At 64.6% G+C, this 23,236-nt stretch carries 20 protein-coding genes; 9 read left to right on the top strand and 11 right to left on the bottom strand.

Annotated elements, in window-relative coordinates; translation table 11 throughout:
* Nucleotides 1-189 precede the first annotated feature (189 nt).
* Entirely contained in the window at nucleotides 190-2,364 is a 2,175-nt protein-coding gene (locus tag QBK88_RS04540) for a TonB-dependent siderophore receptor (protein WP_277961085.1), read from the top strand.
* 33 nt (nucleotides 2,365-2,397) lie between these two features.
* Here QBK88_RS04540 and QBK88_RS04545 read toward each other — a convergent pair whose 3' ends face one another.
* From QBK88_RS04545 to gloB, 4 genes are all read right to left on the bottom strand, one after another.
* On the bottom strand, nucleotides 2,398-3,132 hold the full coding sequence (locus QBK88_RS04545) for a FadR/GntR family transcriptional regulator (RefSeq protein ID WP_277961086.1): 735 nt from the start codon (nucleotides 3,130-3,132) through the stop codon (nucleotides 2,398-2,400).
* Between the two features lie 215 nt (nucleotides 3,133-3,347).
* On the bottom strand, nucleotides 3,348-3,581 hold the full coding sequence (locus tag QBK88_RS04550; RefSeq protein ID WP_268143960.1) for a hypothetical protein: 234 nt from the start codon (nucleotides 3,579-3,581) through the stop codon (nucleotides 3,348-3,350).
* Between the two features lie 112 nt (nucleotides 3,582-3,693).
* The gene (locus QBK88_RS04555) at nucleotides 3,694-5,148 is read right to left on the bottom strand and encodes a transglycosylase SLT domain-containing protein (RefSeq protein WP_277961087.1); all 1,455 of its coding nucleotides are present in this window, start codon (nucleotides 5,146-5,148) and stop codon (nucleotides 3,694-3,696) included.
* A gap of 99 nt (nucleotides 5,149-5,247) precedes the next feature.
* Nucleotides 5,248-6,024, bottom strand: coding sequence for a hydroxyacylglutathione hydrolase (gene gloB, locus QBK88_RS04560; protein ID WP_277961088.1), 777 nt, complete (start codon nucleotides 6,022-6,024; stop codon nucleotides 5,248-5,250).
* Between the two features lie 82 nt (nucleotides 6,025-6,106).
* Here gloB and QBK88_RS04565 point away from each other — a divergent pair, with 82 nt between their 5' ends.
* Both QBK88_RS04565 and rnhA read left to right on the top strand, forming a co-directional pair.
* Complete coding sequence (locus tag QBK88_RS04565) at nucleotides 6,107-6,865, top strand: class I SAM-dependent methyltransferase (protein ID WP_268143957.1); 759 nt, start codon at nucleotides 6,107-6,109, stop codon at nucleotides 6,863-6,865.
* Between the two features lie 19 nt (nucleotides 6,866-6,884).
* Entirely contained in the window at nucleotides 6,885-7,334 is a 450-nt protein-coding gene (rnhA, locus tag QBK88_RS04570; RefSeq protein ID WP_158153797.1) for a ribonuclease HI, read from the top strand.
* A 476-nt stretch (nucleotides 7,335-7,810) separates the two neighbouring features.
* Here the strand turns inward: rnhA and QBK88_RS04575 are convergent, their stop codons facing one another.
* The gene (locus tag QBK88_RS04575) at nucleotides 7,811-8,977 is read right to left on the bottom strand and encodes a PatB family C-S lyase (protein ID WP_277961089.1); all 1,167 of its coding nucleotides are present in this window, start codon (nucleotides 8,975-8,977) and stop codon (nucleotides 7,811-7,813) included.
* A 136-nt stretch (nucleotides 8,978-9,113) separates the two neighbouring features.
* Here QBK88_RS04575 and dnaQ point away from each other — a divergent pair, with 136 nt between their 5' ends.
* Together dnaQ and QBK88_RS04585 are read left to right on the top strand one after the other, a co-directional pair.
* Entirely contained in the window at nucleotides 9,114-9,869 is a 756-nt protein-coding gene (gene dnaQ, locus QBK88_RS04580; RefSeq protein WP_277961090.1) for a DNA polymerase III subunit epsilon, read from the top strand.
* The gene (locus QBK88_RS04585; protein WP_277961091.1) at nucleotides 9,869-10,411 is read left to right on the top strand and encodes a GNAT family N-acetyltransferase; all 543 of its coding nucleotides are present in this window, start codon (nucleotides 9,869-9,871) and stop codon (nucleotides 10,409-10,411) included. The genes dnaQ and QBK88_RS04585 overlap by 1 nt, the downstream gene beginning before the upstream one ends.
* A gap of 15 nt (nucleotides 10,412-10,426) precedes the next feature.
* Here the strand turns inward: QBK88_RS04585 and QBK88_RS04590 are convergent, their stop codons facing one another.
* A complete protein-coding gene (locus QBK88_RS04590; RefSeq protein ID WP_277961092.1) occupies nucleotides 10,427-11,320 on the bottom strand; it encodes a LysR family transcriptional regulator in 894 nt (297 codons plus the stop codon).
* Nucleotides 11,321-11,413: 93 nt separating this feature from the next.
* Nucleotides 11,414-11,632 (bottom strand): hypothetical protein, encoded by a 219-nt coding sequence (locus tag QBK88_RS04595; RefSeq protein WP_268143948.1) that lies wholly within the window; start codon nucleotides 11,630-11,632, stop codon nucleotides 11,414-11,416.
* 175 nt (nucleotides 11,633-11,807) lie between these two features.
* On the opposite strand from QBK88_RS04595, the gene QBK88_RS04600 reads away from it, so the two are divergent.
* Entirely contained in the window at nucleotides 11,808-12,365 is a 558-nt protein-coding gene (locus QBK88_RS04600; RefSeq protein ID WP_268143946.1) for an NADPH-dependent FMN reductase, read from the top strand.
* A gap of 94 nt (nucleotides 12,366-12,459) precedes the next feature.
* Here QBK88_RS04600 and phnX read toward each other — a convergent pair whose 3' ends face one another.
* Together phnX and QBK88_RS04610 are read right to left on the bottom strand one after the other, a co-directional pair.
* Nucleotides 12,460-13,287 (bottom strand): phosphonoacetaldehyde hydrolase, encoded by an 828-nt coding sequence (gene phnX / locus QBK88_RS04605; protein ID WP_277961093.1) that lies wholly within the window; start codon nucleotides 13,285-13,287, stop codon nucleotides 12,460-12,462.
* Nucleotides 13,288-13,334: 47 nt separating this feature from the next.
* Complete coding sequence (locus tag QBK88_RS04610) at nucleotides 13,335-14,444, bottom strand: 2-aminoethylphosphonate--pyruvate transaminase (protein ID WP_277961094.1); 1,110 nt, start codon at nucleotides 14,442-14,444, stop codon at nucleotides 13,335-13,337.
* 108 nt (nucleotides 14,445-14,552) lie between these two features.
* Between QBK88_RS04610 and QBK88_RS04615 the strand changes: the two genes are divergently transcribed.
* Together QBK88_RS04615 and QBK88_RS04620 are read left to right on the top strand one after the other, a co-directional pair.
* On the top strand, nucleotides 14,553-15,410 hold the full coding sequence (locus QBK88_RS04615; protein WP_277961095.1) for a LysR substrate-binding domain-containing protein: 858 nt from the start codon (nucleotides 14,553-14,555) through the stop codon (nucleotides 15,408-15,410).
* A gap of 98 nt (nucleotides 15,411-15,508) precedes the next feature.
* The gene (locus QBK88_RS04620; protein WP_268143937.1) at nucleotides 15,509-16,216 is read left to right on the top strand and encodes a YebC/PmpR family DNA-binding transcriptional regulator; all 708 of its coding nucleotides are present in this window, start codon (nucleotides 15,509-15,511) and stop codon (nucleotides 16,214-16,216) included.
* A 135-nt stretch (nucleotides 16,217-16,351) separates the two neighbouring features.
* Here the strand turns inward: QBK88_RS04620 and QBK88_RS04625 are convergent, their stop codons facing one another.
* Entirely contained in the window at nucleotides 16,352-17,422 is a 1,071-nt protein-coding gene (locus QBK88_RS04625; RefSeq protein WP_277961096.1) for an alpha/beta hydrolase, read from the bottom strand.
* 124 nt (nucleotides 17,423-17,546) lie between these two features.
* Between QBK88_RS04625 and QBK88_RS04630 the strand changes: the two genes are divergently transcribed.
* Nucleotides 17,547-22,208, top strand: a complete 4,662-nt coding sequence (locus QBK88_RS04630) for an NEL-type E3 ubiquitin ligase domain-containing protein (RefSeq protein ID WP_277961097.1) — start codon at nucleotides 17,547-17,549, stop codon at nucleotides 22,206-22,208.
* Nucleotides 22,209-22,300: 92 nt separating this feature from the next.
* Here the strand turns inward: QBK88_RS04630 and QBK88_RS04635 are convergent, their stop codons facing one another.
* Nucleotides 22,301-23,119, bottom strand: a complete 819-nt coding sequence (locus tag QBK88_RS04635; RefSeq protein WP_268143932.1) for a 2OG-Fe(II) oxygenase — start codon at nucleotides 23,117-23,119, stop codon at nucleotides 22,301-22,303.
* Between the last annotated feature and the right edge of the window lie 117 nt (nucleotides 23,120-23,236).

Here is a 23,236-nt window from a genome sequence, read left to right on the forward strand (position 1 = left end):
GTGCAGGGCGGGGGAAAACGTCCGGTTCCGTCGAGGGGCACAGGCCAGGGAATCTTAGTAGGAATTGATCTCATTGCGCCACTAGATGTGGGATGTTAGGATCATCCTGATTTTTCAGGCCCCTGTCTGCACTTGGCAGGCAGGGGGGTCGTTTGCTCACTGTATTGCCTCTATTTTCGGATTCATTCCATGAACAACCGGTGCAAATACATCGGCGGGATCTCGCTCGCCCTGGTCTTTGGTTCACGCATGGCCCTGGCCGCTCAGGCCTCTGATTCGAGCCCGCTGTTGCTGGATGATGTGCAGGTCAACGCCACGGCGCAGCAGCCTTCGGAAAGTGGCGTGGTGGTGACACGCACATCCGCGGGCAGCAAGACGCAGGCTGATATCGCTGACATCCCGCAAAGCATCTCCACGGTGTCGCGCACGCAGATGGACCAGCAGAAGGTGCAGACCGTGGCCCAGGCGCTGAAGTACACCCCTGGGGTGTTCGCGGACTCCCGTGCCGATGGTTTGTTCGATGGCCTGTTCATTCGCGGGTTTGGCGGCTTCGGCGGCCTGGCCAACTTCTCCAAGTTGCTCGACGGCCTGCCCCTGGAAGCCGGGCAATACCTGGGCACGCCCGCGGTGGATGCCTACTTGCTGGACCGCGTCGAGGTACTCAAGGGGCCTGCGTCGGTGCTGTACGGGCAAACCAGCCCGGGTGGGGTGGTCAACATGGTCAGCAAGCGGCCCACCGACACACCGCTGCACGAGATCGAGCTGCAGACCGGCAGCCGCGGCGAGAAGGAAGTGGCGGCGGACTTCGGTGGGCCGCTGGACGACCAGGGTGTCCTGTCTTACCGCCTGACTGCCATGAGCCGGCGCGCGGACACCCAGATCGACCATACCGAGGAGCAGCGCGTGGCCATTGCACCAAGCCTGACCTGGCGACCGGACGACCAGACCTCGCTGACCCTCCTGGCCAGTTACCAGAAAGACCCGTCCAGCTATTACACCGGCTGGGTGCCGGCGCAAGGTTCGGTGCAGGGCAGCAGCACAGGCAAGATCTCCCGCACCTTCAACCCGGGGGAGCCTTCCGTGGACGCGTATGACCGCGAGCAGACCCTGCTGGGCTACCAGTTCGAGCACCGTTTCAATGACACCTGGACCGTGCGCCAGAACGCCCGGTACATGGACCTGAACAGCCTTTACCGGGGCTACATGGTCAACTACGTGAACCCGTACTCCACGGTACCCGGGGTCATCAACCGCCTGGCCGACCACAGCGTTGAACATGTGCGCAGTTTCAACCTGGACAACCAGTTGCAGGCCGACTTCGCCACCGGTGCCTTGCAGCACACCGTGCTGATGGGGCTGCAGTACGATGAGTCGCGTTCCAGCATGCGCCTGGGGCGTTCCTACACGGTGTCGGGTATCAGTTACGTCAACCCGGTGTACAGCGCGGAGGCTGTCGAAGGTATTCCCGCCACGACCACCGACACCGTGCAGAAAATGCGTCAGACCGGTCTTTACCTGCAGGACCAGGCCAAGTGGGACAAGTGGACGTTTATGGCGGGGTTGCGGCAGGACTGGGTGAACACCCGTACCGAGGACCAGGTGGGCGGCACCAACAGTTCGCGCTCCGATCAGGACCTTACCGGCCGCCTGGGTGTGGTGTACGCGTTCGATAATGGCGTTTCTCCCTACGCCAGCTATTCCACCTCATTCGAACCCACCATCGGCACCGATTACCAGGGCCAGGCGTTCAAACCTACCAAAGGCGAACAATATGAAATAGGGGTCAAGGTTCAGCCCGTGGGCTGGGATAGCTTCATCACCTTGTCGGCGTTCCAGATCAAACAGAAGAATGTGCGCACCACCGACCCCGAAAACGCGCTGTATTACGTGCAGACGGGGGAGGTGCGCATCCGCGGGGCCGAGCTTGAGGCACATGCCAACCTTACGCCACAGCTGAGCCTGGTGGCCGGTTACTCCGTGCTGGACCCGGAGGTGACCAAGGACACCACGGCTTCCACCGAGGGTAACCGCCCGGTCTCGGTACCCCTGAACCAGGCGTCCGCCTGGGTGGACTATGCCTTGCGTGGGCCGCTGGACGGTATCAGCGCGGGGGTGGGGCTGCGCCACATCGGCAAGTCGTATGGCGATGTCGCCAATGACGTGTCCGTGGACGCCTACAACCTCATCGACGCCGCACTGCGTTACGACCTGCAAAAGGCTGCGGCGGCGCTCAAGGGCTGGTCGGTAGCGGTCAACATGACCAACCTCAATGACAAGCACTACGTAGCGTCGTGTTTCTCTGCCGGGGGGTGCTTCTACGGTGAAGGGCGCACCACGCTGGCCACGCTGAAATATACCTGGTGATCCGGTGGGGCTCGCCACGAGCCCCAACCTGCCTTATTTCCAGCGTGCAGCAGCCAGCCGGGCATTGACCGCTTTGGTGCCCAGCAGAGTGTCCAGCGTGTCGATCAGTGGCGTGAGCATGATCCGGGCAGCGGTAGCCGCTGCCTCTTCATCGCCGGCCACGATGGCATCGACGATGGCAATGTGGTCGGCCAGGCTGGGTTCCGGCAGCTCGACGTCGGCGAAGACGCCTTTGGTGTGGCTATGGATGGAGGCGTTGAAGTAGGCATAGAGCGCTTGCAGGGCGCTGTTGTGGGAGGCGGCGGCGATCGCTACGTGGAACGCGCGATCGCGCTCCAGGAATTCATCCAGGTCGCCCTGCGGTGAATATTCGCCGCGCCCTTCCAATGCCTTGCGCAGGCGCGTGATGTCCTGAGGCGTACGGCGTCGGGCGGCGAAGCGCGCGGCCTCGGACTCCAGCAGGCATTGCAGTTCGAGATGGTCGCGCAACCCGGCGCGGTTGAGTTGGTTGACCGTCTCTGCCGGGTCCAGCTCACGCCGCACATAGGTACCATCCCCCTGGCGCACTTCCAGCATGCCCGAGTGAGAGAGCACGCGGATGGCTTCGCGGATGGTATTGCGGCCCACCTGGAATTGCGCCACGAGCTCGGCTTCCCTGGGGATGCACTCGCCGACTTTCCACACGCGCTTGTCGATCAGGCTGCGAATGGCATCAATGGTCGACTCGACCAGCGAACGACGCTGAACAGGGGTGCTTGGGTTTTCCATGGTGCCTCTGGGGTCTGTAGGAAATGTATGCCAGCGAGGCAAGGCAAGGCGAAACAGGCGAGGAACGTCCGGGGTCGCGCATGAGCCTGTTTTCAACGCAGCATGGCCGAACTGGGATGCAGTTCGTACAGAGCCTGGGTGCCGGTGTACACGCGTTCCAGCGATTATACCGATCGGCACCGGGGTGGGGGAATGGGGATGCTGGGCATCCGGCTTCAGCTGGCCGCGGCCTGGGTCAGGGCCTTGACCCGCGCCTCGATGGCCTGGCGCTCTTCTTGGGTCAATACACCGCGATCCCACAACTCCATGGCGGCGGACAGTACCCAGCCGTGGAAGAACGCGCGGGCCACGTCACGGGTCTCGGCGCTCAGGGCCTCGATGACGGCGTCCAGGTGGGCGAGCTTGCGGGCTTTGAGGGCTTCGGGTGTTTCAGGGGCTTCGGTGGTCATGGTCAAACCTTGGCAGTAGCGCAGATTGAGTAGCAGCGGCTGCCAGGGCGGGTCACAGGCACAGCGCATGTTCCTGGCGCGGCCTGGCGGCCTCTGCTACAGGGGGCAGGTATCAGCGGTCGCGGTACACGACCAGGGTCTGGCCTGGCTTCAGCGCGCGCGCGGTGTTGGGGTTCCAGCGCTTGAGGTGGTTGACCTCGACATTGAAACGCTGGGCCACCACGTACAGCGAGTCGCCCTTGCGGATCTTGTAGCGGGTGGCGACCTGGCGATTCTTGCCGTTGCCGGCGCTGGCCACGGCGGTAGCCTTGCCACGGCCCTTGGCCACGGCGCGGGTGTTGTCCTGCATCACCAGGGTCTGGCCGACCTTCAGGTGCATGCCCGACAGCTTGTTCCAGCGCTGGAGGTCGCGGACGTCGACCTTGTTGGCCTTGGCGATCAGGCTCAGGTTGTCGCCGCGCTTGACCTTGTAGGCCCGGCGACGGGCCGGCAGTTCGGCGCGGGCGATGTCTGCCATGACCTTGCGTGTAGGCGCCAGGCTCAGCAGTTCTTCCGGGCCCATTTTCGCCAGGCTCTCGGTCAGCATGTGCGCCTTGGCGGTCGGCACCAGCAGGTGCTGGGGGCCGTCCACGGTCATGCGCTGCTTGAGGGCGGGGTTGAGCTGGAACAGCTCGTCCTCGTCGATGTTGGCCAGGGCTGCCACGCGGCCCAGGTCCATCTGCTGGTTGACTTCCACCACCTCGAAATAGGGCTGGTTGGCGATGGGGTTCAGGTTCACGCCGTAGGCCTCGGGGGACATCACCAATTCCGACAGTGCCAGCAGCTTGGGCACGTAGTCCTTGGTTTCCTGGGGCAGGGGCAGGTTCCAGTAGTCGGTGGGCAGGCCCAGCTTCTCGTTGCGTTCGATGGCCCGGCTGACCGTGCCTTCACCGGCGTTGTAGGCCGCCAGCGCCAGCAGCCAGTCGCCGTTGAACATGTCGTGCAGGCGGCTCAGGTAGTCCAGCGCGGCGGCGGTGGAGGCGGTGACGTCGCGACGGCCGTCGTAGAAACGGGTCTGGCGCAGGTTGAAATAGCGGCCGGTGGACGGAATGAACTGCCACAGCCCGCTGGCATCGCTGCGCGAATAGGCCATGGGGTTGTAGGCGCTTTCGATCACTGGCAACAGCGCCAGCTCCAACGGCATGTTGCGCTCTTCCAGGCGCTCCACGATGTAGTGCATGTACAGGCTGCCGCGGCCGCTGGCATTTTCCAGGAACGAGGGGTTGCTGACGAACCACAAGCGCTGCTGTTCGACCCGCGGGTTCACCGCTACGCCATCCTGCAACTGGAAGCCCTGGCGCATGCGTTCCCATACGTCCTGGGGCGCCTGCTGGGCCTGCTGTACCTCGGGGAAAATGGGTTTTTGCTTGATGCGCGTGTTCAGGCTGTGCAGCCGAACGCTTTCGGCATCCGGAACCTGGCTCGTGCTTTGGCAGCCTGCCAGAACAACGGGCAGGGCCAGCGCGACGGCTTGTGCGAGCCGCGTCAATGCGTCGGAAGTGAAGGGCTTTCGAATGGTGGACGACATTGGCTGGGAGGAAGTTCCGGGCAAAAATGTCGGGGGATTCTAGAAAGTGCCCTTCCCTGGGTCAACCTTTCAGAATTTTTCGACGTAACCGCAACCGCTTTAGAACTTATCTTTCCAAGCCCTTAGTGCAGCAAAAACAGTGTCGGGAGAAGGGTTTGCGTGGCCTGTCCGTTCGTCTGCTTTTTCTTTGACGCTGGCCTCGTGAACGCGCAAAAAGGGGTTGGTCTGCCGCTCCAGGCCGATCGAGGAGGGCAGGGTGATGCGATTTTGCTCGCGCAGGCGGGTAACGTCGGCAAAGCGCTGGGCAACGTGCGGGTTGTTGGGTTCAACGGCACGGGCGAAGCGCAGGTTGCTCAACGTATACTCGTGGGCGCAGTACACGGCGGTGTCGTCCGGCAGTGCCGCCAGGCGTTGGAGCGATTGATGCATCTGCGCAGGGGTGCCCTCGAACAGGCGGCCGCAACCGCCAGCGAAGAGGGTGTCGCCGCTGAACAGCAGCGGTTCGCTGCCACCATGGTAAAAGGCGATATGGCCCAGTGTGTGGCCGGGCACGGTGAACACCTGGAAGTCCAGGCCCAGGACCTGCACGGTGGCGTTGTCGTCCAGTGCCACGTCGCGAGCCGGGATGTTTTCATTCGCCGGCCCGTACACCGTGGCACCGGTGAGCTGCTTGAGTTCGGCCACGCCGCCCACATGGTCGTTGTGGTGGTGGGTGACCAGAATGTCGGTCAGTCGCCAGTCCGGGTGCTGCGCAAGCCAGGCCCGAACCGGGGCCGCGTCGCCGGGATCGACCACGGCGCAGCGCTTGCTTGCAGCGTCTTGTAACAACCACAGGTAGTTATCGTTGAAGGCTGGCAGTGCGTCGATCTGTATCATGGCGCGATTCGCTAAGCATTGAATAATGGTGCATCTTAGAGCCTGATGGGCTGTTGGTGAACCTCTTCGAGTGGAGACGGCAATGACCGATAAAGCGTTTGCGCAAGCTGACCCCGAATGGCTGGAACTGATCGGCCAGGCCCGCGACTGGTTCGAAGGGCCGGTGGGGCACTTCCTGCTGCGTGAGGAACAGACGTTGCTCGAAGAGGAACTGGGCCGTTTCTTCGGGGGTTACCTGGTGCATTACGGCCCCAGCGCGCAAGTGCCGCCCCAGGCCCCGCAGGTACAGCGCAACGTGCGCCTGGGGGCGCCGTTGCCCGGGGTGGAGATTGTCTGCGAGGAACAGGCGTGGCCCCTGAGCGAGCACGCCGCCGACGTGGTGGTGCTGCAGCATGGCCTGGATTTCAGCCTGTCTCCCCATGGTCTGCTGCGCGAGGCCGCCAGCGCGGTGCGGCCCGGCGGCCACCTGATCATCGTGGGCATCAACCCCTGGAGCGCCTGGGGCCTGCGCCGGGCCTTCGCCCATGATGCCTTGCGCAAGGCTCGCTGCTTTTCCGCTTCGCGGGTAGGCGACTGGCTCAACCTGCTGGGCTTTGCGCTGGAGAAACGCCGCTTCGGGTGCTATCGTCCGCCGCTCGCGTCCCCCGCCTGGCAAGCCCGCCTGGCTGGCTGGGAGCGCCGCGCCGGGCGCTGGCAGAGTGCCGGCGGCGGCTTCTATATTCTGGTCGCGCGCAAACTGGTGGTAGGCCTCAGGCCCTTGCGCCAGGTGCGTCGCGAACCCATGGGCAAGCTGATCCCGTTGCCGATGGCCAAGGTCAATCGGCGCAACAGCGAATCCTGACATCGACGGATAGGTAGTAATGAGCGATAGCGTTGAAATCTTCACCGACGGTGCCTGCAAGGGCAACCCGGGCGTCGGCGGTTGGGGTGCCCTGCTGGTATGCAAGGGTGTGGAGAAGGAACTGTGGGGTGGCGAAGCGGCCACCACCAACAACCGCATGGAACTGATGGCCGCCATTCGTGGCCTGGAAGAGCTCAAGAGGCCATGTGAAGTGCTGTTGGTGACCGACTCCGAATACGTGATGAAAGGCATCAACGAGTGGATGGTCAACTGGAAGAAGCGCGGCTGGAAAACCGCCGCCAAGCAGCCGGTGAAAAACGCCGACCTGTGGCAACTGCTGGACGAGCAGGTTGGCCGCCACACCGTGACCTGGAAATGGGTGCGCGGGCACACCGGGCATCACGGCAACGAACGGGCTGACCAGTTGGCGAACCGTGGGGTGGATGAGGTTCGGGCACTGAAGCGCTGAGCAGAGTGCATCCTGACGGCCGCAGCCCACCCTGTGGGACCGGGCGCCAGCTCGGGAAGCAGGCGCTGGAGTTTTTCAGGTAGTCCGTGGTGGCCCTTCCCGAGCTTCGCCCGGGCCTACTGGGAAACATCGCTTCCGCAGCCCTACCTGTGGGGCCGGGCGCCAGCTCGGGAAGCAGGTGCTGGGGTTTTTCAGGTAGTCCGTGGTGGCCCTTCCCGAGCTTCGCCCGGTCCTACTGGGAAACATCGCTTCCGCAGCCGACCCTGTGGGACCAGGCGCCAGCTCGGGAAGCAGGCGCTGGAGTTTTTCAGGTAGTCCGTGGTGGCCCTTCCCGAGCTTCGCCCGGGCCTACTGGGAAACACCACTGCCGCAGCCCACGCTGTAGGACCGGGCGCCAGCTCGGGAAGCAGGCGCTGGAGTTTTTCAGGTAGCCCTTGGTGCCCCTTCCCGAGCTCCCCGGTCCTGCAGGGCAATGGCTAATTCTTTGCCGTGCTCTTGCTTCCCAAAGCTCGCTCCATGCGCGCGATGCCGTCCTCGAGCAACGCTCGCGGGCAGCCGAAGTTCAAGCGCACGAATTGCCCGGCGCCTTCATCGGCGAAGTCCGTTCCCGGGCTCAGCCCTACCTTCGCTTCCTTCAGGAAGAAGGCATGCGGGTCGTTCAGGCCCAGGCCAGTGCAATCCAGCCACGCCAGGTAGGTGGCCTGGGGCGCGATCATCCTGACCCCTGGCAACCGGGTCGCCACGGCATTGGCCAGGTCATCGCGGTTGGCCTGCAAATACGCAATGACCTCCGCCAGCCACTCCTTGCCGTGCTTGAACGCCGCCTCGGTCGCCACCAGCCCCAGGGTGCTGACGCTGTCCACCATCCCCTGGCGCGCCGTGTTGAAACGGTGCCGCAGTGCCGGGTTCCTGATGATCGCGAACGCGTTCTTCATGCCGGCGATGTTGAACGCCTTGGTCGCCGACATCAGGGTGATGGTGCGCTGGGCAATTTCATCGTTCAGGCTGGCGATGGGAATGTGCTTGCGCCCGTCGAACAGGATCTGTGCATGGATTTCATCACTGATCAGCAGCGTGTCGTGCGCCACGCAGGCGTCGGCGATGGCTTGCAGTTCGGCGCGTTCGAACACCTTGCCCAGCGGGTTGTGCGGGTTGCTCAGGATCATCGCGCCGGCGGTGCCCAGCGCCGCATCCAGCGCCGCCAGGTCGGTGGGGTACAGGCCATTGGCGTCGGCATGGAAAGGCAGGTCGATGCGCGGCAGCTTCCAGTGCCCTGCGGCGTTGAGCAACGGCCGGTAGTTGGGCGTCTGTACCACGACCCCGGTGCCCGGTGCCAGCAGACTATTGAGCGCCATGTTCACGCCCCCTTCCACACCTGGCAGGAAGACCAGTTCTTCAGGCGCCACCTCCCAGTCGAACAGCTCGCGCAGGGCGGCCACCAAAGTGTCGCGCAGGCTGTCCTGCGCCACGCTGTAGCCCAGCATCGGGTGGGTCAGGCGCGCCTGCAGGGCCTGGATGATGCCAGGGGCCACGGCGAAGTCCATGTCGGCAATCCATAACGGCAGAACATCGGCCGGGTAGCGGTTCCATTTGGTGCTACCGGTGTCGTGCCGGTCGTGGACGGTGTCCAGGTGGGATGTCATGGCGGTGGGGCGCTCCAGTCAGTTCAGGGCGTTAATATGCGGTAGCCGAACCCGGCTGGCAACGATGTTCCCGCCGCCCACCTGTGCTAAAGTGCACGGCTGTTCCCGCTGTTGAAATGACGAGAGTGTTGTACCCATGGCGACGAGATACGTAGTCCTCGATACCGAAACCACCGGTATGCCGGTCACCGATGGCCACCGGATCATCGAGATCGGTTGTGTCGAAGTCATCGGCCGGCGCTTGACCGGGCGCAATTTCCACGTGTACCTGCAGCCCGACCGCGAGAGTGACGAGGGCGCCATCGGCGTTCACGGTATCACTGACCAGTTCCTGATCGGCAAGCCGCGTTTTGCCGAAGTAGCCGATGAGTTCTTCGAGTTCATCAAGGGCGCCGAGCTGATCATCCACAACGCAGCGTTCGACGTTGGCTTCATCAACAACGAATTCGCCTTGATGGGCCAGCTCGACCGCGCTGATGTGACGACCTACTGCACGGTGCTCGACACCCTGGCCATGGCCCGTGAGCGCCACCCGGGCCAGCGCAACAGCCTCGACGCCCTGTGCAAGCGCTACGGGGTAGACAACTCGGGCCGCGAGCTGCACGGCGCATTGCTCGACTCCGAGATTCTGGCGGACGTTTACCTGGCCATGACCGGTGGCCAGACCAGCCTGTCGCTGGCGGGCAACGCCAGTGACGGCGCCGAGGGCTCGGGCAACCAGGGCAGCGAGATCCGTCGCCTGCCGGCCGACCGTCGGCGCGCGCCGGTGATTCTCGCCAGCGAGGCTGAGTTGGCGGAGCACGAGGCGCGCCTGGCGATCATCGCCAAGTCGGCCGGTGCCCCGGCGCTGTGGACTCAGCTGCTGGAGGCGCAGCAGGGCGCGTCGGCCTGATGGCCAGCGCCGGCATCAGTGTGCGCGTGGCCGATGACGGCTTCGCGCCCTATGTGCTGGGCAGTGAATACGCTTTTCAAGTGCGTGGCTACGCCAGGCCGCAGATCGGCCGGCCAGTGGCCCAATGGCCCGTCGAGCCCGTGGCGCCTTACCGAAAATGCTACGGCATCGACCCCGACGAGTTCAGCAGCTACCGCGACAAGGACGACAGTGCCATCTTCGTCGCCTGGCTCGACGGCCAGGCGGTGGGCCATGTGGTGGTCAGCACCAATTGGAACGGGCTGGCCCATGTGGATGAACTGGCCGTGCACGCACCGGCTCGCCGCCATGGCGTGGCTCGAGCGTTGCTGGATGTGGTCAGCTGGTGGGCGCAGAAAAAGTGCCTGCCGGGGGTGATGCTGGAAACCCAGAACAACAACCTGGCGGCCTGCCGGTTGTATGAAGCCTACGGGTTCGAACTGGGCGGGCTGGACCATCTGCGCTATCGCGGCATCGACCCGCAGACCAGTGAGGTGGCGATGTTCTGGTACCTGATGTTCTAGCGTGATCTCCAGGACTCAAGGGGTCAGCAACGCCTGGCCTTTCTGCTCGACGATCTCCAGCAGCGCCTTGAGCGCCGCGCTCGGTTCCTGGCCCTTGAGTGTCAGCGCATACAAGGTCACCGGCAGTGCTGGCGAGATCGGGCACACATCCAGCCCGGCCTCGCGAGCCCCGGCGGCGGTGAACGGGTCGACCACGGCCAGACCTTCTCCCGCTTCCACCATGCTGCGCATCATCGAATAGTTCTGCACCCGGGTCTGTACCTTGGGCGCCGGGCGCAGGGCTTCCAGGCGCGCGTCGAGGCGCAGGCTGATGGGGTCGTGGCCTTCCAGGCCGATCATGGCTTGCCCCGCCAACTCCTGGATACCGATGTATCTGTGCTTCGGCGACAACCAGCCATGGGGGGCCAGCAGGTGCAGTTTGCCTTCCAGCAGGGCGGCACAGTGGATGTCCGGGTGGTTGGGGTCTTGCAAGCTCAGGCCCAGTTCGCCCTCACGCAGCAGCAGGCTGCGCACGATGGTGGTGGTGGGTTGGCTCAGCAGTTGGCAGGGGGTGTCCTGAAAGCGACGGCGCAGGGCGGCGAGGCTCTGGGGCAGCAGGCGGTGAGCCAGGGCTTCGGTGCAGACGACCCGCAAGGGTATTTCCTGATGCAGGCGCAGGTCGGCGGCCACCCGGCGTATCTGTTCCAGCGGCCCGTCCAGAAGGGTCAGAGCCGTGGTCAGCTTCAGCGCTTCGTCGGTGGGCTGGAAGCGCCCGCGCACCCGGGCGAACAGCAGCAGGCCGCTCTGGCTTTCGGCGTCCTGGAGCAGGGCGGCGATGCTGTCCTGGGGCAGTTGCAGCAATTCGGCGGCAGCACTGAGGCTGCCGCCGTGCATGAGCGCCTGAATCACTTCAATGTGGCGTAGTCGCATGGATGGAGTCCGTGCCCGGGGAGGGGAGCGTGCATGCTCGAACGGCCATTATGCCGGGCGATTCGCCACCACCGCCAGCGGCGCGGGGACGGCTCAGGGGATGCGGACGATCTCGACGCCGCTCTGCACTAGCTGAAACCGGTCGTCGCCCAGGTGGGTGACGCGATCGCCAATGGCCAGGCGATAGGTGGTCCTTGGAGCCGCAGCGCTGCTGCCATCAGCCTCCACTGTGGCTTCCTGGAATTCATGCACCGGGTAGATCCGACCTTCGGCATCCCGTGCATGAAACTGTCCAACGAGTACTGCAGCCATTGAATTACAACCTCTGAATATATCCACGTGTGAAACTTGCGCCTTGTAGACCACTGTTTTAGCTGGGAAGTTTTACCGTCGATGAAAAAAAACCGCCGTGGCGATCCGGGAAGGCAAAGCACGCCAGGCTCATCTATACCTACACCTTCTTTTTGCATTAAAGGGTGGAGCAGTCATGAGCAAGGTGTATTCGGTGGCCGTCCTGGTCGGCAGCTTGAGAAAAGCATCCCTCAACCGCAAGGTGGCCCAGGCGCTGATTGCCCTGGCTCCGCCGAGCCTGTCGTTGAAGATTATCGAAATAGGCGACCTGCCGCTGTATAACGAAGACATCGATGGTACACCACCGCAAGCCTATGCGGCGTTTCGTCAGCAGCTCGGTTCGTCGGATGCCGTGCTTTTCGTCACCCCGGAGTACAACCGCTCGGTGCCGGCGCCGCTGAAGAATGCCATCGACGTGGGGTCGCGTCCTTATGGAAAGAGTTCCTGGGCCGGCAAGCCGGGGGCGGTGATCAGTGTGTCGCCGGGGGCCATTGGCGGCTTTGGTGCCAACCACCACTTGCGCCAGTCGCTGGTGTTCCTGGATGTGCCGTGCATGCAGCAGCCGGAGGCTTACGTGGGAAATGCGGCGGCCTTGTTCGATGAAGCCGGGGCGTTGGCCGAGAAGAGCAAACCCTTCCTGCAGGGCTTCATTGATGCTTACGCGCAGTGGGTGGAGCGCTACCACAAGGCGTAATGCGGCAGCGCCCTTCCCGAACTCCGTCCGGGCCCCCAGCTGACCCCGTTACCCTGCGGGGCCGGGCGACGCTCGGGGGCACACCGGCGCCGTATCAGCAGGCCTGCGGCATCTCACCGGCCGCCAGGCGCCGGTTGATGTCGGCGATCACCCCGGGCAGCTCGTTGATGGTGTCGATCAGGTAGTGCGGCCGCGAGCCTTCGAACAGTGTGTGGATGCGCTTGCGCTCGCTGTCCAAGGTCGCTGCATCCAGCGCTTTGTAGCCTTCGTACGTCAACCCCAGGGCATTGCCCGAGCACACCAGTGCCACCGTCCACATGCCGGCGCGGCGACCCTCCAGAATGCCTGGCACGGTGTCATCCACCTTCACGCACGCCGCCACGTCATCAATGCCCAGGGCGATGACGTTGGCCAGTGCCTGGGATGGCCATGGGCGGCCATCGGGCACCTCATCGGTGGCCACCACGTGGTCGGCGACGTAACCATTCTGGCGGGCCAGTTCCACCACCTTTGCCATGACCACCGCCGGATAGCCTGAGCACGAGCCGATCTTCAGGCCACCGTTGCGCAGGGCGGTGATGGTGGCCAGCGCGCCGGGAATCAGGGCCGAATGCGCCGCTATCTTTTCGATCTGCAGTGGCATGAAGCGGTTGTAGAGAGCGGTCACGTCCTCGTCGCTGGGCGCGCGGCCAAACACCTTGGCGTATCGCTCGCTGATCGCCGGCACGTCGCACAGGGTGCGGATGTGGTCCCACTTGCCCATGCCCATGGGGCCGCGGGCTTCCTCGATGGACACCTGCACATCGAACTCGGCGAAGGCCTCGACGAAGATCTGCGTGGGTGCGAACGAGCCGAAATCGACGACGGTACCGGCCCAATCGAGGATCACGGCCTGGGTTTTGCTCGGGTTGCTGTAGTTCATGATGACGGTCCTGAAACAAAGGCTTGAAGGTCGAAGAAAGGGGCAGTTCAGCTATCCAGCACTTCCATCTCGCGCAGCACCTGCGCCACGGCATCGACGGCGGCTTGCATGCCGCCACGGTCCACGCAGCCGATACAGCCGACGCGGAAGGTGTCCACCTGGGTCAATTTGCCCGGGTAGAGGATGAACCCCTTGGCCTTGACCCGTTCGTAGAAGTCCGTGAAGCGGTAGCGCGGGTCTCGCGGGGCGTGGAAGGTGACGATGATCGGCGCCTGGATGGCGGCTGGCAGGAAGCTGCGCAGGCCCAGCGCCGCCATGCCGTCCAGCAGCGCCTGGCAGTTGTCGGCGTAGCGGGCGTGACGGGCGCTCAGGCCGCCTTCCTCGTTGTACTGCAGCAAGGCTTCGTGCAACGCCGCCACCACATGGGTAGGGGGGGTGAAACGCCACTGGCCGGTCCTGGCCATATAGGCGTGCTGGTCATGCAGGTCCATGGCCAGGGAGTGGCTGTTGCCTTCGGCCTGGGCGAGGGCGGCCTTGCTCGCGAACACGAACCCCATGCCCGGCACGCCTTCCAGGCACTTGCCGGACGCGGCGACCAGCGCGTCGAAGGGCACCTGGCGGGCGTCGATGGGCAGGGCACCGAACGAGCTCATGGCATCGATGATCAGGCGCTTGCCATGGCGCGCCACCACTTGGGCGATTTCAGGCAGAGGGTTGAGAATGCCGGTGCTCGTCTCGCAATGGATCAGCGCCACGTGGCTCACGCCGGGGTCTTGCGCCAGCAGTCGGTCGACATCGGCGGCAGTGGTGGGCTGGTCCTCGGCGGTCTCGAAGGTGCTACAGGCGCGCCCCAGTACCTTGCATATCGTCGCCAGGCGCTGGCCGTAGGCGCCATTGATCAGCACCAGCACCTTGCCGTCGCGGGGCACCAGGGTACCAATGGCCGCCTCCACCGCGAAGGTGCCGCTGCCTTGCAGGGGCACGCAGTGATGGCTGGCAGCGCCGTTGATGATGGCCAGCAGCTGTTCGCAGACGCTGGCGGTCAACTGGTTGAAGCGGGCATCCCATGAACCCCAATCCATCATCATCGCCTGACGCGTACGGGCCGAAGTGGTCAATGGGCCTGGGGTTAGCAGGAGGGGGGCGGTGGTGCTCATGGGTATTCCTCGCAAGCGATGGGCTGAACCTACGGCGCCTAAGTTGCAATTGCGCGAGGCATCAATCAAATTGTTTGTTGTTATCCCAACTATAAGTCAGGCCGATTCATGAACCTGTTCCAACTGCGAGCCTTCGATGCCGTGGCCCGTGAGGGCAGCTTTACCCGGGCTGCCGAGCGTCTGTTCATCAGCCAACCGGCGGTAACCGGGCACGTGAAAGCGCTGGAAGAGCACTACCAGATCACCCTGTTGCGACGCACCGCCCGACGGGTGGAACTGACCGAGGAGGGCACGCGCCTGGCAGCGATCACACGCGCGATGTTCGGCCTGGCCGATGAGGCCCAGGCGATGCTGGAAGCCAATCGCCAGTTACTCACCGGGCGCCTGGAAGTGGCCGCCGACGGGCCGCACCGGGTAATGCCCATGCTTGCTGCCTTGCGCGCCAGGTACCCGGGCATCACTGTGAACCTGCGCCTGGGCAACGCCCAGGAAACCCTGGCGGCGCTGACCGCCGAGCATGTCGACGTGGCGGTGATGACCGAGGTAGAGCCGCGCAAGGGCCTGCATTTGCAGGCCCTTGGCCTGTCGCAGATCTGTGCGCTGGTGCCCGCCGGCCACCCGTGGGCGGGGCAGGCCGTGGACCTTGGACAACTGGATCAGCAGATCATGGTGTTGCGCGAGCCCCACTCCATTACCCGTCGTACCTTCGACCAGGCGTGCGCCCACGCAGGCGTGGTGCCGCGGGTGTTGCTGGAACTGGACAGCCGCGAGGCAGTGACCGAAGCGGTGGCAGCGCACTTGGGCATTGGTATCGTCTCGTCGGTGGAGCTGGGCCACGACCCCAGGGTGGTGGCGGTGCCGTTGCGCGGGGAAGGGCTGCAGAACCGGCACATGGTCGGCTGCCTGGAGCGGCGCCGAGCGCTGCGGCTGATCCGTGCGTTTCTCGAACTCGCCCCCCTGGCGTGAGCCGAAGCACGCTGGCTGGCAAGGCTGCTCCCACAACGTATAAACTGGGAGGATGCGCTGATCGTTACCGGTATCGGCGCCAGAGAAAGAGAGTTGAAATGGGCGCACAGTGGAAAGCTAAACACAGAGAAGCAGCAGCCAACGCCAAAGGGCGCATCTTCGGCAAGCTGTCCAAGGAAATTTCGATTGCCGCGCGGGCCGGTACCGACCCCGACACCAACGCGCGCCTGCGGCTGGTGATCGAGCAGGCCAAGAAAGCCTCCATGACTCGCGAAACCCTGGAACGCGCCATCAAGAAAGGCGCGGGCATCGGCGGCGACGCGGTCAACTACACCCTGGTCAAGTACGAGGGCTTCGCCCCGCACCAGGTGCCCGTGATCGTCGAATGCCTGACCGATAACGTCAACCGTACCGTGTCGCAGATCCGCGTGCTGTTCCGCAAGGGCACCCTGGGCGCAGAAGGCTCGGTGTCGTGGGACTTCAACCACGTAGGGATGATCGAGGCCACCCCGGCCAACGGCGACGCTGACCCGGAAATGGCTGCCATCGAAGCCGGCGCCCAGGATTTCGAGCCGGGCGAGGAAGAGGGCGCGACCCTGTTCGTCACCGACATCACCGACCTGGATGCGGTGTGCAAGGCGTTGCCTGAGCAGCACTTCACCGTGGTGGCGGCGAAGATCGGCTACATGCCGAAGAACCCGGTATCGGGCCTGAGCGACGAGCAGATGGCCGAAGTCGAAGCGTTCCTGGAAGCCATCGACGAAAACGACGACGTGCAGAACGTCTACGTCGGCCTGGCCGGCTGATACCGGCGCACCCGGTCCCACAAGTGTGATGCCGCTGTGGGACCGGGCGAAGCTCGGCAAGCGTGCGCTGCAGTGTGACGGCCAGTGCGCGTTGCCGGCTTCCCGAGCCTGCGTCGATTCTGCAAGGGTATGACCTCAGCGGTGCAGGTCGGCCTTGAGGCGTTCCCCGGCATACGCCTGGGCCTGGGCCGCCTGTTGCACCAACGGCCCCAGCCCGAAGAATTCATGGGTCACGCCACTGTAGACCCGGCGCTCCACGCTCACCCCGGCCGCCTTCAGCGCGGTTTCCATCAGTGCGCCATCGTCACGCAGGGGGTCGACCTCGGCATTGATCAGCGTCACCGGTGCCAGGCCCTGCAGGTTGGCATGCAGCACGTCCAGGCGTGGGTCCTGTTTCTGCGCCGGGTCCGCAAGCAACTGGTTGAAGAACCACGGCATCATCGCCGCATTCAGCGGTTTGGCATGGGCGTACTTGCCGTACGATTCGGTATCGCTACCGGTCTGCGTGACAGGGTAGATGGCCAGTACCTGCTTGGGCGCCGCCAGCCCCTGCTCGTGGGCGGCGATGGAGGTGGCCAGTGCCAGATTGCCGCCGGCACTTTCGCCAGCCAGTGCCAGGTGCTGCGGGTCGCCGCCCACGGCCTTGGCATAATGAGTCAACCAGCGGTATACCGCCACGCCATCATCGGCGGCCGCCGGGAATCGGTCTTCCGGGGCGCGGCGGTAATCGATGGACACCACCACCGCATCAGCCAGCTTGGCCAGTGCACGGGCACTGCTGTCGTAGACCTTGCGGTCGGCCAGTACCCAGCCACCGCCATGAAAATACAGGATCACCGGCTTGTAGTTATCGCCTGGCGGTGTGTAGACCGTGGCCGGGATCTGCCCTGCCGCACCGGGTACCGTGCGGTCGTAGGCGCTTACCTCGGGCACCAGCACCGACGGGTCGCTGTCCCGGCCCTGGTCGGCCATCAACGCCTTGGCGGCATCCGCCAACGTGGGCTGCAGCCGCGCGGTGTCGACGTCCAGGTTCTCGATGGGTTGCGGGTTGAGGCTGGCGAGTTTGGCCAGCACCTGGGTCATGTCGGCATCGGTGTGCAGGTTGGCGGCTTCGATCTGCGCCAGTTGTTCGGGGTCAGGTGGTTTGGGCGTGCTGGAGCAGGCGGCCAGGGCCAGGGATAACAGGACGAGCAGAGCTTTGGACATTGGTACGGGGCCTGAACGGTCAAGGTCGCTTCACTATAGGCGAAATTGCCCTGGGTAAATATGCAGCACCACCGTTGGCCGCAGGCTTGGTTTGCTGGGCGCTTCTCGACACAGGAGCGCCATCATGGCCAACACACCCGAACTACCTGCCTCTCACCCCCACACCTCGTTTGCCCTTCAGCGCCTGCCAGGCTGGATGACCGCGCTGGACAAACCGACGCTGGACACCCTTGGGGCCAGCCTGTTGAGCGAGCAATACCTTCCCGGTGGCAAATGCGCCACCTGGTTCAGCCAGGCGCCAGTGGCACGCCAGCAGGCGCTGCTCGCCAGCCAGAAAGCCCGCGCCGCTGCCCGCACGGCGGTTTCGGCGGCGCTGGGCGAATTCAAGAGTGTGCTGGCGTTCGCCGAACCATTGCTCAACGAGCGCCTGACCCAATTGTGCGGGCGCGCGGTGAACGTCCACGAAACGCTACTGGTGCAGGTCCGCGAACAGGCATCCTGGCTGAGCGTCGCGGTCAAGCGCACCCCCCTGGAACAGAGCCTGTTGCTGGCCGCGCTGCACAACTTCAACCAGGACCAGGCGTTTGACCTCAACAGTGGCCTGGTCGCGCGCCACGGCTACACCGTTGACTACGTGCCAGGGCCGATCCTCGAGCGTCTGCCGCCGTCGAACCCGGGCGATCAGAATGGCGATTTCAGTGACCTGCTGCCTGAACAAGCCGACTTCCCCGTCTTCGACTTCAAGCCCGGCGCAAGGCTGTCCATCACCCCGCAAGCCTTTGCACGCGAATGCCGGGACCTGGACATCGGCCGGCAATACCAGCAATACCTGGACCGGGTGCTGCTTCCTGCACCTGTGCGCGGGGCCCTGTTGGCGGCGCGAGTGGCAGAGCTGGACTGCCTGCGCCAGGTGGCGGTGCTCAAGGGCGATATCGACGCGGCTACCTTTACCCTGTTCGGCCAGGTTATCGAGGACAAGCCGCTGCTGCGTGCAGGCCTGGCCATGCAAGGCTTGCAGTTGGAGATACTGCAGGCGGTGCTGCACGACGTGGTAGTGTTCATGCCCGCAAATTCCGCCGCCGCAGCCCAGCCGTGCATTGTGTGGATGCCCGGGGACAGTCAGGCGCCTTTGCGCCAATACGCCAGCAGCGCCGCTTTCATCACCGATCTGGCCAACCGCCTGCGCGACCCGGCTTACCGCAACGAGTTTCTCGGTCGTGTGGACATGGCTACCCGCCCGGACTTCCTGCAGCGCCTGACCGCGCAACTGGCCCGCGAGCGCGTCACCCTCGGGGCATTGACGGCCCCTTTGCAAGCGCCGCTGCTCGACCACCTGCACGAGCGGCACATGGCCTGGCTCCGCAGCCAGGCGGCGTGCCTGGCTATCCCCACGGCGCGGGTAGACTACCTGGCCACCCTGGACCGTTGGGAGGGCTATCTGCAAAGCGGTATCAATGTGCTCAACTTCGCGGCGCTGTTCATCCCCGGTCTGGGCCAGGTGATGCTGCCGATCATCGCGGCCCAGGCCATGGGTGAGCTATACCACGGCCTGGCGGACCTGGCCGACCACCACTTGGAATCAGCCTGGGAGCACTTGGGCGGCCTGGCGCTGAATATCGTGGTGGGTGTCGTGGCGCATCAGACGGTGAAATTCTACGGCAGCGTCAACCCCTTCGTGGAAGACCTGGTACCGGTGCAGTTGGCAGACGGCACGCAGCGCCTGTGGTACCCGGACATCACCCCCTACGCCACCGAGCTCATGCTGGAGCCGCAGTGGTTGCCGGACGCCCAGGGCTTGTATGCACGGGAGGGGGCGTATTACGTTGCGCTGGATGGCAAGCTGTACCTGACCGAGGTGGATACCCTTACGGGCCAGCGCGTGATCTGCCGGCCCGGTGACCCCAGCGCCTATCGCCCGCCGGTGACCAGCGATGGCCGCGGCACCTGGAAACACCAAGGCGAGAACCCCTTGCGCTGGTCGCGCAGGCGCCTGCTGCAGCGTGCGACGCCCCATGCCGCGACCCTGACCGATGCCGAACTGGAGCAGGCGCTGTCGATCACCGGGGAGGACGAAGCCGTATTGCGCCAGGCCGTAGTGGAGGGGGCGCCGCCACCGCTGGAACTCAGCGATACGCTGGAGCGGGTGGCCGCGGCGCGAAGGGTCGAGCGCCTGGTGGCCTGCGTGCGTGAAGGGCAGGCGATGCCCGAAGGCTGGCCGGTGCCGATGGAGGTGATGGTGGAACACCCTCGCTGGCCCTCATCACTGGTGCTTCAGCTGTTCGAAGGTAGCGAGCCCTGGGGCCTGTCCACTGACTATGGTGATGTCAGCAACCCTGCTGCGCGATGGGTATCGTTGGTGCGCGCTGACCTCGCCAGCGGCGAGCGCATGGGCCAGTTGCTCGATGGCCTGGGGGATAGCGCCTGCGACGAGCTGTTGGGCAGCGTGAGCCACCAGGGGCGGGCGGCACGGATGGAAGGCCTGCAAGCGTTGCTGGCCGAACAACTGGAAGGGCGCCGGCCTGATGTGCTACCCACCCTGCTCACCACCGAGACGGTGCCCAGGGCACCGGGCAGCGAAGCCTTGGGCCGCGACTTCCCCGGCCTGGACAGTGCCCAGCAGCGAGAGCTGATCGAAGGCGCGACCTTCGACGAACTGGAGCGCCTGAAAGCTGGCCGGGTGCCGCTGCGCATGGCCGAAGAGGCGCGAGTCCTGTTGCGTGAACGGCGCATCAACCGCGCCATCGCCGGGTTTTTCCAGCCAGCCTTGGCCAATGCCGACAGTGCCGTGCTGAACGACGCTTGGGGAAAGACCCCGCCGGGCGCAGCCATCGACCGCAATCAGGTCGCCACGTTGCTGGGTATCCAGCGCGGCCGTCAGGGTGGTTTCAACAGCCCGGTACGGGTGGGATCGCGTATCGGCTACCCGGCCAGTGGCCGAGGTCACATGATCACCTTTGACGCTGCTCTGGTGGCGGGTGTTGGCGAGTTGTACCCGAACCTGGAGACGACGGAGATTTTCGACATGCTCACCGCATTGGAGCGGCCCGAGCCGCAGTTGCGAGCATGGCTGCAAGGCCAGCGCAGTGAACTCAAGCGGCTGGGCAAGCAGTTGGACAAGTGGGTCTCGGCCGGCAAGGCGCTGTATGGCAAGAACACTCCCCAGGCCCTGAACCGTACCAACGTTGCGCAGGAAATCACCCGCGCGGCGCGGCGCAGCACCCCGAGGGTGGTCACCCATGCTGGCGCACGGGTAGGGTTCGAGATGAACCTCAACGGCATGCGCCTGGATGGGCTCGGGCCGCTGGAAGCCGATTTCAGCCACGTCAAGAGTCTGATACTGCAGTCCACGGGACTCTCGGGCGAGGGCCCCACGGTTTTCCTGGAGCAGTTCAGCGAGCTGCGCCACCTGAACCTGACGCGTAACGAGTTGACCACCATTCCCACGTCCGTGACCCGCATGCGCGGCCTGACTCGTCTGCGCCTGAGCCATAACCGTATCGTGTGGGGCGAGCCCGCTGCCCAGGTGCTCGGCCAGCTCACGCAATTGCGCGAGTTGGACCTGGGCTTCAATCCGCTGGGTACCCCACCGGACATGACCAGCCTGCGGGCTCTGCGCGGTGTTCGACTGCCTGGGGCAGGCCTGCAGGAGTATCCTGCCAGCGTGCTGCAACTTCCGGAAATGGGCGTTCTGGACCTGCGCCACAACCGTCTGAACACGCTGCCAGCCGACGTGCTGGCACCGCCTGCCGAGCGGGCCGAGCAGATCGGACGCATCAACCGTGATACTCACCTGGAGGGCAACCCGCTGAGCGCGCCTACCCTGGATGCCCTGCGTGAGCAGCACGCGGTAACGGGCAACCGATTTGGCCTGGCCAGTTTTACCGCTCAGGCCCCGGTGGCGCCGGGCACCGAAGGCGCCACGCGCTGGCTGCAACGTGTGCCAACCGCTGCGCACGAAGGGCTGAAAGCGAAATGGCAAACCTTGCGTGCCGAGCCGGGCTCCCAGGCGTTCTTTCAAGTGCTCGATGAGCTGGCCGAGTCCCGCGACTTCCAGCACGCCGAGACCTACACGGATTTGCGCGAGCGGGTATGGAAGATGATCGAGGCGGCCAGCGACTACACCGAGTTGCGCGAGACGCTGTTCGAGGAGGCTGCCCACGGTGGTACCTGCGGCGATGGTGCGTCGCTGCTATTCAGTGTGTTGCAGGTGCGCAGCCTGGTGTTCGAAGCCTCCCGGGGCGTGACAGGGGAAGTGCGGCAGTTGCCGCTGTTGAAACTGGCCAAGGGCCTCTTCCGCCTCGACGAGGTGGACAAGGCCGCGTTCGCCGATGTCCGCGGCCGCACCACGGCGCCGGACGTGGCTGAAGTGCAGTTGGTCTATCGCACCCGCCTGGCCGATACCCTGGACTTGCCGGGGCAACCCAAGGGCATGCGGTTTGCGCGTACCGCCGACGTCAGCGAGCAGGCCGTGGCCACCACCCAGGCGAGCATTCTGGCCATGGACGGCAGCACCGCGATGGTCGAATCGGTGGCCGCGCGTGATTTCTGGGTGGCCAACCTGCGCCAGGTCAAGGCCAACGAAGCGCGCTTCAATGCCCACGACAACACCTACTACAACCTGCTGACCGCGCTGGACGGTGATGCCGAGGGCGGGGCATTCAACAGTGCCCGTTACCAGCACAAGCTCGACCAACTGACGGCTCGTCGCCAGGCCGCGGAAAGGCGCCTGGTGCTGGAGCTGACCCAGGCGGTGTTTGACCAGGAGGTACAAGTCACCGAACTGTAACGGCCCGCCATGGCAGCGCCCCGGGGCCGCGTCCAGCTTCACGCCGCGCCCCGGGGACTGCGCAGCGCGGGTTGCAGGGGAATTCGTTTTCCTCAACGCGGCCGCTTGTTCACCAACTTGCGGCCACGCCCGCTGCGCAGCACCTTGGACACCACGTTGCGCAAGCCATTGTCCACTATCCCCAGCAGGCGGCGGCCCGGCTCTTCCGGGCGGCCGCTGAACGAGGTGACGTGGAAGTAGTCCTTTTCGTCCGGCGACTGCGCCGAGAAGTAGTAGTTGGACACGCAGCAGCGGGGCGTGTCGGCACGTACCGGGCTCACCGAGTGCCAGGAGTCCTTGTTGGTTTCCATCACCACCAGGCGGTTGAACTGCGAGACGATGGTTTTCTGTTGCTTGACCGCCGGATCCCACAGTTCGAAGTTACCACCGTTTTCCAGCACCCAATCCGGGGAGACGTAGTACAGCAGGTTCAGGCGACGGTACAGGTTGCGCGTGCCATCATGGCTGTTGTCGATGTGCGGGTTGAGGAAGTCACTGTGGAACATCATCGACAGGCCGCCGGCGTACAGGGTCGGGTCCGGGACGATGTGGTTCAGGCCGATCAGCTCGGCGACCTTCGCCACCACATCCGGGTGCTGCATGGCGTAGGTGATGTTGCTGAGGATCTCTGGGTAGTCCGCGAGGTCAGTCAGGGTTTTCTTTTTCTCGCGAAATGATTGACGATCGAAGAAGCCGTCGGCATTGCGCGGGTAGGCGTCGTAGATGGCCTGGGCCAAGTCGTCGCTCAGCAGTTGGTCGACCACGAAGTGGCGGGTGTGTGTGCCTTCGGGGTGGTTCCACTGCTGACGGATGTCCGCCTGTGCGCTGTCGAGTCGCGCGACGAGGAGGGCAGCGATGTGGTTGACGTCCATGGTGGTTCCTTGGTGACAGGGCGGGTGGCGGTGCAGCGCAAGCCATTGTGCGCGATTCACCGGACGGTATCAAAGCGGACATGTAATAGCCGCCTGCATCCTGCGCGACCGGGCGGT

The organism is Pseudomonas sp. RIT-To-2 (assembly GCF_029623465.1).
Classification (GTDB): Bacteria; Pseudomonadota; Gammaproteobacteria; order Pseudomonadales; family Pseudomonadaceae; genus Aquipseudomonas; species Aquipseudomonas silvicola.

Excerpts from the sequence above, each read along its gene's own strand:
- dnaQ (WP_277961090.1), top strand. The coding sequence starts at position 9,114 with ATGGCGACGAGATACGTAGTCCTCGATACCGAAACCACCGGTATGCCG.
- QBK88_RS04625 (WP_277961096.1), bottom strand. The coding sequence starts at position 17,422 with ATGTCCAAAGCTCTGCTCGTCCTGTTATCCCTGGCCCTGGCCGCCTGC.
- QBK88_RS04555 (WP_277961087.1), bottom strand. The coding sequence starts at position 5,148 with ATGTCGTCCACCATTCGAAAGCCCTTCACTTCCGACGCATTGACGCGG.
- QBK88_RS04615 (WP_277961095.1), top strand. The coding sequence starts at position 14,553 with ATGAACCTGTTCCAACTGCGAGCCTTCGATGCCGTGGCCCGTGAGGGC.
- QBK88_RS04630 (WP_277961097.1), top strand. The coding sequence starts at position 17,547 with ATGGCCAACACACCCGAACTACCTGCCTCTCACCCCCACACCTCGTTT.
- QBK88_RS04540 (WP_277961085.1), top strand. The coding sequence starts at position 190 with ATGAACAACCGGTGCAAATACATCGGCGGGATCTCGCTCGCCCTGGTC.
- QBK88_RS04585 (WP_277961091.1), top strand. The coding sequence starts at position 9,869 with ATGGCCAGCGCCGGCATCAGTGTGCGCGTGGCCGATGACGGCTTCGCG.
- gloB (WP_277961088.1), bottom strand. The coding sequence starts at position 6,024 with ATGATACAGATCGACGCACTGCCAGCCTTCAACGATAACTACCTGTGG.
- rnhA (WP_158153797.1), top strand. The coding sequence starts at position 6,885 with ATGAGCGATAGCGTTGAAATCTTCACCGACGGTGCCTGCAAGGGCAAC.
- QBK88_RS04545 (WP_277961086.1), bottom strand. The coding sequence starts at position 3,132 with ATGGAAAACCCAAGCACCCCTGTTCAGCGTCGTTCGCTGGTCGAGTCG.
- QBK88_RS04575 (WP_277961089.1), bottom strand. The coding sequence starts at position 8,977 with ATGACATCCCACCTGGACACCGTCCACGACCGGCACGACACCGGTAGC.
- QBK88_RS04635 (WP_268143932.1), bottom strand. The coding sequence starts at position 23,119 with ATGGACGTCAACCACATCGCTGCCCTCCTCGTCGCGCGACTCGACAGC.
- QBK88_RS04550 (WP_268143960.1), bottom strand. The coding sequence starts at position 3,581 with ATGACCACCGAAGCCCCTGAAACACCCGAAGCCCTCAAAGCCCGCAAG.
- QBK88_RS04565 (WP_268143957.1), top strand. The coding sequence starts at position 6,107 with ATGACCGATAAAGCGTTTGCGCAAGCTGACCCCGAATGGCTGGAACTG.
- QBK88_RS04620 (WP_268143937.1), top strand. The coding sequence starts at position 15,509 with ATGGGCGCACAGTGGAAAGCTAAACACAGAGAAGCAGCAGCCAACGCC.
- QBK88_RS04610 (WP_277961094.1), bottom strand. The coding sequence starts at position 14,444 with ATGAGCACCACCGCCCCCCTCCTGCTAACCCCAGGCCCATTGACCACT.
- QBK88_RS04590 (WP_277961092.1), bottom strand. The coding sequence starts at position 11,320 with ATGCGACTACGCCACATTGAAGTGATTCAGGCGCTCATGCACGGCGGC.
- phnX (WP_277961093.1), bottom strand. The coding sequence starts at position 13,287 with ATGAACTACAGCAACCCGAGCAAAACCCAGGCCGTGATCCTCGATTGG.
- QBK88_RS04600 (WP_268143946.1), top strand. The coding sequence starts at position 11,808 with ATGAGCAAGGTGTATTCGGTGGCCGTCCTGGTCGGCAGCTTGAGAAAA.
- QBK88_RS04595 (WP_268143948.1), bottom strand. The coding sequence starts at position 11,632 with ATGGCTGCAGTACTCGTTGGACAGTTTCATGCACGGGATGCCGAAGGT.